Origin of the sequence: Intrasporangium sp., from assembly GCF_051961875.1 — a bacterium.
Lineage (GTDB): Bacteria > Actinomycetota > Actinomycetes > Actinomycetales > Dermatophilaceae > Intrasporangium_A.
On record NZ_JBQCCV010000112.1, the window covers coordinates 1 to 6022 of the forward strand.

The 6022-nt window shown below is 69.9% G+C and carries 6 protein-coding genes; 4 read left to right on the forward strand and 2 right to left on the reverse strand.

Translation table 11 applies throughout. The annotated features are described in order from the left end of the window. Positions 1-162 precede the first annotated feature (162 nt). Positions 163-591 (forward strand): hypothetical protein, encoded by a 429-nt coding sequence (locus ACTHJJ_RS06540; protein WP_440302133.1) that lies wholly within the window; start codon positions 163-165, stop codon positions 589-591. Between the two features lie 50 nt (positions 592-641). Here ACTHJJ_RS06540 and ACTHJJ_RS06545 read toward each other — a convergent pair whose 3' ends face one another. Together ACTHJJ_RS06545 and ACTHJJ_RS06550 are read right to left on the reverse strand one after the other, a co-directional pair. Then, a complete protein-coding gene (locus tag ACTHJJ_RS06545; protein WP_440302134.1) occupies positions 642-1850 on the reverse strand; it encodes a hypothetical protein in 1209 nt (402 codons plus the stop codon). A 60-nt stretch (positions 1851-1910) separates the two neighbouring features. Continuing rightward, a complete protein-coding gene (locus ACTHJJ_RS06550; RefSeq protein ID WP_440302135.1) occupies positions 1911-2528 on the reverse strand; it encodes a DUF2231 domain-containing protein in 618 nt (205 codons plus the stop codon). Between the two features lie 423 nt (positions 2529-2951). Between ACTHJJ_RS06550 and ACTHJJ_RS06555 the strand changes: the two genes are divergently transcribed. The 3 genes from ACTHJJ_RS06555 (at position 2952) to ACTHJJ_RS06565 (ending at position 5939) form a co-directional block, all read left to right on the forward strand. Continuing rightward, positions 2952-4727 carry a hypothetical protein gene (locus tag ACTHJJ_RS06555; RefSeq protein WP_440302136.1) on the forward strand — a complete coding sequence of 592 codons (1776 nt, stop codon included), beginning with the start codon at positions 2952-2954 and terminating at the stop codon, positions 4725-4727. 181 nt (positions 4728-4908) lie between these two features. Beyond that, a complete protein-coding gene (locus ACTHJJ_RS06560; protein WP_440302137.1) occupies positions 4909-5376 on the forward strand; it encodes a nitroreductase/quinone reductase family protein in 468 nt (155 codons plus the stop codon). After that, positions 5373-5939, forward strand: coding sequence for a TetR/AcrR family transcriptional regulator (locus ACTHJJ_RS06565; RefSeq protein ID WP_440302138.1), 567 nt, complete (start codon positions 5373-5375; stop codon positions 5937-5939). The genes ACTHJJ_RS06560 and ACTHJJ_RS06565 overlap by 4 nt, the downstream gene beginning before the upstream one ends. Positions 5940-6022 lie beyond the last annotated feature (83 nt).

Genomic DNA, 6022 nt, shown 5'->3' on the forward strand with positions numbered 1-6022 from the left:
GGTGTTGGGGGCGCACAAACAATTGGTGGGGGTCTTTGTTTTTTTACTCCCCATATTGTTAAATTCGCGGTTTTTCCTTTTGACCCAGTCCAGCGGCACCCCCCTCGCCGGCCTGTGGAGAACTTCGACGGGGCTTCGGCGGATGTGGCCACCATGGAGGGCATGTCATTCGAAGACCTGCCACCCAACGTCCGCCACCTGCCCCTCACCGACCCCCGTCTCGCTGGCGACGTGATCGACCTGATCGTCAGCGAGGAGTCCCGCCACTACGGCTCCCTCGGCGTCATGATGTGCGACGAGCGGGACCGGGGGATCAACCCGATCCTGTTCTCCGACCAGGAAGAGCTCGTGGACCTGGCGGGCGTCACCCAGCTGTTGCGCCTCGTCCTGCCGCTTGTCGCGGAGATCGACGGCGCCGTGCTGCTCGGCCGCGGCCGGCCCCGTGGGCTCATTGCCGACGACACCGACCGTGCCTGGCACCAACGTGCGATCGACCTCTGCGTCGAGCACGGCGTCCGCCTGCTCGGCTTCCACGTCGCGACTCGGGACGGGGTGTTCGCCATGCCGGAACCGCTGAGTGTCGCCTCCTGACGCCTGTCGCGCGTCGGCACCCCACGGTCTGCGCCTCAGCAGCCCGTACCTCAGTCGTCGGCACCTTGGCGGTCGGTACCTTGGGGCTCGGCACGTCGGCCGTCGGTATCGCGGCCATCGGCGGCTGAGCGGTCCGGCATCGGAGGCTTGGCGAACGGTGTCGGATGCCGGTTCGCAGGACGGATCGGTTCCACCGGCGCGTCTCCGGTGCGCCGCGGCCCGGTCCACGGCGCGGGAACGGCGTCGAGCCGCTTGGCGAGCGCGTAGGCGACGGCCTCGTAGTTGACCCGCCAGCCCCGGAAGTCCGGCCATGCCTCCTCCGGGCTGCGCTCCATCACGAACGTCGTCGACCTGATCCGCTCGATCCCTGCCCGGTAGTCGTCATACGTCAGCGCCAGGTCACCGTCAGGGTCCGGGTCCCGGTCGACGGGGAGGCCGAGCGTCTCGGCCATCGACTGCAAGGCTGTGAAGCCCATCCGCAACGCCAGGCGGGCCTCCAGCGCCGGCGCGCGACCCGGCGACAGTGCCAGCCACAGGGCCGCCGAGTCCATCACCGCGAGCAGCGCGACAACCCACGACGAGTACTTCGCCGGGGACCGGAACCGCATGAGCACGGGGTAGTTCGTGTGGCTCTCACTGACGTCGGCCGCCCACCGCTCCCAGCCGAGGTAGAACTCGTCCATCACCACGCCGTCGTCCCCCTCTGCGACGCCGAACCGGGTCCGGGCGAGGATCTCCGGGCCCCAGGCCGGGGTGCCGGCGCGGCCGGAGAGGATCGTCACCTCGGTCTCCCGACGGTTGAACGCGCTGTACAAGGTGGGCAGGTAGCCGATCTGCAGGGCGACGACGACCAGGCCGCTCGCCGCCGCGAGGTAGTCGACAGCGGTGAGCGGCGCGCTGTCGGGGCCCGCGTAGCCGAGGGTGAAGAGCGAGGAGCCGGCCTGCGCGAAGGCGTGCCCCACCCCGGCCGGGTCGTCGGCCTGGAGGACGAGTGCGAAGCCGACGTAGAGCAGGCCGAGCCATGCCATCAGCTGCAGGATGATGATCGTCGTGGCCTCCGTGGCAAGCAGCCGATCCCGTCGCCGGTAGCTGTGCACGGCCCCGGTCACGAGCCGGTAGCCGGCGTCGGTCAGGTGGGTGATGCCGCGGGTCAGCGGGTCACGGGTGCGCCGCGGCACGACGAGCACGGCCAGCACGCTCGCCCAGGTCACGACGACGACCACGCCGCCGAGGACCGCCAGGGACACGGTCAAGGGCACCACCCCATCCTCGCGGCCCGGAGCCGGGCCGAGAAGGCGAATCCCCGATGATCAGGCGGCCTAGGGCGCAGTCCCGTCCACGGGGAAGGTCGTCCCCGGGCCGATGCCGTTCGTGCCCGGCCCGTCGCCGATGCCCGTTGACCGGCTCGCGACGTCGCGGACGAGCGCGAGGTGGCCGCCGAGGTAGCCGCCGGCGGTCGCCGCGCCCGCACCGAGCAGGGCCATGGCCACGCCCAGGCCGTGCTTGCCGCCCCGCCGGGCGCCCCACGAGCCGGCGTAGAAGGCGATGGCCGTGACGTTGAGGGCGGCGTGCACGACCCCGACCCGCTGGGCGGGCGTCCCGGCGCGCTGCCACTCGGCCCAGCCGGACAAGGCCGTCGGGCCGGCGGCGAGCAGGCCAGCACCGATGAGGCGCCGTGCCGCGGGCCGGGAACCGACGCCCCCGACGACGTCGAGCACCGAGGCGGCGGTCCAGAGGCCGAGCGGGAGGTCCGTCAGGGACGGGTGGAGGGCGTGGCCCATCCAGTCGCCGCGCAGGGCGGTCGCGACCGGCGAGTCGGCCAGTGGGCCCGCCACCTGGCGGACGCCGTCCACGACCGGGTCCAGACGGTCGTCGCGCTCCAGGTCGATCGCGAGCCTGGCCGGGAAGGGCAGGCCTGGTGAATGTGCAGCGGTCATGAGAGGCCACTTACCCAGCAGCGGCGGGTGGTGACGACAACCGGTCCGTATGCCGCTGAGTCCAGGAGCGCCCGGTGGCTGAGCGGCATACGGAAAGGGACTCCATCGCGCGCGACAATTGCCACGTCACGGTCAAACCAGACATGAATCCCTTTGCTGGACAAAGGGTTTCGAAGCACGCGCACTTCTGGAATCACCTGACACCGGCGCCGTCCTGTTGTCTACTTCCGGTAGCCAGAGTGCGTCAATGCGCAGTTGGAGGACTGCCGCGCACCTAGAGATTGCTCTGGCGACGGTACCGAGGGCCGCACTTCGCCGGTGGGGCCCCGGGGGATGCCGTTCGGGGAGGTTGAACACCGCCGTCGTCGGCTGGTCATGCCCCAGCGGTGGGGTGTGATCCGTGCACCCAAGGAGGACTCACCAATGCACACACGCTCAGCGACACGTCGTCGCAGGGTGCTCGGCCGGCTCGGGCTGGCGGTCGCGCTCATTGCGGCACCTGCCATGGGCGCGGTGGCCGCACCGTCGGCCCAGGCCGCCCCGCCGGTCAGAGGCGCCGTCTCATCGACGACGAACCCCACCGTGGACGGCACCGGCCACTGCCAGAACGGCAACGAGGCGATCAACTGCAACATCTACGACGGCAAGGACTATGTCTGGCTCACCGGCCTGCCCACGAGTGCCGGGGTCGGTGCAGGGAAGTACTTCTTCGCCGTGCTCGAGCCCGGTGGCCAGTACGACCCGAACGACGGCGGCGCCGGCAACCTCTCGACCAGCGATGACCACACCAACCGGACCTTCACGGTCGGGGGAGACGGCGCGATCGGCTACACGGGGACCCATGCCGCCGACTTCGACAACAACAAGATCCGGCTCATGCCCTACGGCGACACCACGAACCCGGGCGGCGTCTACATCCTCGCGACATGCTCGCTCGCAGGCGGCTACCCCGTGGCCCCGAGCAGCTGCAAGTACGACGCATTCAAGGTCAAGCCGAGCCCGTCCGGCACCGCGGACCCGCCAGCGATCACCAAGGACGCCGCCGGCAGCGCCACGGAGACCTACACGTGGGACATCACCAAGGTGGCGGACAAGACGTTGGTCCAGACGACGGCCTCGAAGTCAACGTTCACCTACACGGTCAACGTCTCTCATGACGCCGGCAAGATCACCGACATCCACGTCGACGGCGCCATCACGGTGACCAACTTCAACAAGGGCTCGATGTGGATCGCGGGAGTCACCGACACGCTCTCCGACGGCACGGTCTGCACCGTGAAGAACGGCGGAGCCCAGGACCTGAAGCCGGGGAAGACCACCTTCGACTACAGCTGCGAGCTGTCCGGTCTGCCTCAGGGCGAGCTGGACAACACCGCAACCGTGAGCTGGGACGCGCAGACGGTCGACCCGGACGGTGTCCTGGAGGCAGGCTACGCGAAGTTCACCTTGGGCGGGATCGACTTCTCGTCCACCACCGTCGACGACTGCATCGCTGTGACGGACACCTATGCCGGCAGTCTCGGCACGGTGTGCGTCGGCGGCCCGAACCCGACCAAGTTCGTCTCCCAGCGCCCCGTGCCGGTAGCGGTCGACGCGTGCGCGTCGTACGACAACACGGCGACGTTCACGACGAACACGACGGGTGCCACCGGAGAAGCCAGCCAGTCCGTGCAGGTCTGCGGCGCCGCGATGGGCCTGACGATGGGCTTCTGGCAGAACAAGAACGGCCAGGCGATCATCACCGGTGGAGTGGCGACGAACAAGGTGTGCAACTCGGCCACGTGGCTGCGCCAGTTCGCCCCGTTCCAGGACCTCAAGGAGACGGCGACGTGCAAGGACGTCGGCGACTACTTCGTCAAGGCCTTCAACGCGGCGAACGCCTCCGGGCCGAGCATGAACGCGATGCTCAAGGCCCAGATGCTCGCGACCGCGCTCGACGTCTACTTCAGCGACCCATCGCTTGGCGGGAACAAGATCGGCTCGCCGTTGCCGCTCGGTGGCGTGAAGGTGGACGTCAGCAACGCCAGCGCCGCCTTCGGGGGAGCCACGGCGATGACGGTAAACCAGCTGCTGACCCACGCGGCCGCCCAGTCCAACGCGGGCGGAAGCATCTGGTACGGCAACGTCAAGGCCATCCAGGAGGCGGCGAAGAACACCTTCGACGCCATCAACAACAGCCGGGCGCTCGTCGCCCCGTGAGGTGAGCTCCCCTCACCGACTCCTGAGTCGGTGAGGGGGACATCCCCAGCTGACCGCTTGGGCCCTCCGGAACCCTCCCGGTTCCGGAGGGCCTCGGCATGCCCGACCGTGCGCACACCCCGTGACTGGCTAACGGCGTTAGCCTAGAGTGAGGCTAACGACGTTAGCCCAGGAGGCGATCATGGCAATGGCAAACAGCGAGGCGGTCCACTACCGGCGACCCGGCTGGTTCACGAGGAACGTGATGAACCGGGCGGTCGCCTGGCTCACCCGGCGAGGGCTCAGCGTGTGGGGCAGCCGCGTACTAGAGGTGCCGGGCCGCCGCAGTGGCCTGCCGCGGCGAGTGCCGGTCAACCTGCTCACCGTCGAGGGCAGCGAGTACCTCGTCGCGCCTCGGGGCACGGCCGAGTGGGTCCGCAACGTCCGCGCCGCGGGCGGCCGGCTGGACCTGCTGCTCGGGCGGTCGAGGCAGCAGCGGCTGGCGACGGAGCTGGCCGATGCCGAGAAGGTCGACATCCTGCGCGCATACCTGCGGCGGTGGAAGGCCGAGGTCGGCGTCTTCTTCGACGGCGTCGATGCCGACTCGCCTCACGCCGAGCTGGAGCGGATCGCGCCGCGGCACCCGGTCTTCCGGCTCTCGGCTCAGTGACCGCGGCGACCCCCGCACCGGTCGGGCCGGAGCGGTCGGAGCGGGCTGCAGGGATCGTCGCCACCGCCCGGCGGATCGTCGAGGCCGAGGGCCCCGACGCGCTGACGATGCGCCGGCTCGGTGACGAGGTCGGGATGCGGGCGCCCTCGCTCTACAAGCACTTTCCGGGCAAGCGGAACGTCGAGGCGGCGCTCGTCGAGGATGCGTTCGTCGAGATGGGGGAGGAGCTCCATGCGGCGGCCGCGCGGCGGGGGCATGCCGGTCCGGTCGCCGCGGTGCTGACGGCATACCGCAGATTGGCGCTCGCCAACCCGCACCTCTATCGGCTCGCGACGGGACCTGACCTGCCCCGCGATCTGCTGTCCCCGGGACTCGAGGCCTGGGCGGGGGAGCCGTTCTTCCTGGCGACGGGGGAGCCGCACGTCGCGCAGGCGATGTGGGCCTTCGCGCACGGCATGGCGATCCTCGAGATCGAGGGGCGTTTCGTGGACGACTCGGACCTCGACCGGACCTGGCGATCCGGCGCGGAAGCGTTCTCGCGCTCCGCGCGTCGCGCCGAGTGACTGCTCACTCGACGTGGAATCGGCCCGGATTCCGCGCAGCGGGGAGGCGGGCACCGGCTGGGCGGCATACGGGCCGGGGTTGA

Coding starts and splice junctions, on each gene's coding strand:
- ACTHJJ_RS06555 (WP_440302136.1), top strand. CDS start 2,952: ATGCACACACGCTCAGCGACACGTCGTCGCAGGGTGCTCGGCCGGCTC.
- ACTHJJ_RS06560 (WP_440302137.1), top strand. CDS start 4,909: ATGGCAATGGCAAACAGCGAGGCGGTCCACTACCGGCGACCCGGCTGG.
- ACTHJJ_RS06540 (WP_440302133.1), top strand. CDS start 163: ATGTCATTCGAAGACCTGCCACCCAACGTCCGCCACCTGCCCCTCACC.
- ACTHJJ_RS06550 (WP_440302135.1), bottom strand. CDS start 2,528: ATGACCGCTGCACATTCACCAGGCCTGCCCTTCCCGGCCAGGCTCGCG.